Source organism: Paraclostridium benzoelyticum (assembly GCF_001006285.1).
Classification (GTDB): Bacteria; Bacillota; Clostridia; order Peptostreptococcales; family Peptostreptococcaceae; genus Paraclostridium; species Paraclostridium benzoelyticum.
Genome location: NZ_LBBT01000223.1, coordinates 1 through 465, shown reverse-complemented (window position 1 = coordinate 465; position 465 = coordinate 1). Strand labels below are relative to the sequence as shown.

The window sequence follows — 465 nt, the reverse complement described above, 5'->3', positions numbered from 1 at the left end:
ATTTTTACAAAAAATATATTTGGAATAAATACATAATTTAAAATGAACAATAATTAAAATAATATGACTAACTAAGAATTTTATGTATAATAATACTTAGGACAATATATAGTAAGGAGAAATAAGATGACAGAAGGTAGTAACGCAAAATTAATAGAAAAAATAATAGTAGAAAAAGACTTAAAAGTATGCTTAAAAGATGAAGATAACTATATAGAGATACCTAAAGATATTTTACATAATAACGAAATGGATATTTGCGATATAAATGATTTTATAAGGATATCACAAAATATAGAAAAACTTAAAAATAATATTATTAAATTGTTATTTGAAAAAGAAAGTTGTGTAAGTATTCATTCGATAGGAACTTTATTATTAAATATAAAATCAGAAGAAAAGATAGAAGATTTTCAAAAATATATTGATATAGATATAAATATTTTAGAAGAATTTACAGAGGAT

1 protein-coding gene is annotated in these 465 nt (G+C 19.1%); it reads left to right on the top strand.

The window, feature by feature from the left end; translation table 11 throughout:
* Nucleotides 1-126: 126 nt before the first annotated feature.
* Nucleotides 127-465: hypothetical protein (locus VN21_RS11145; RefSeq protein WP_046823345.1), on the top strand; the 339-nt coding region annotated here is incomplete at its 3' end.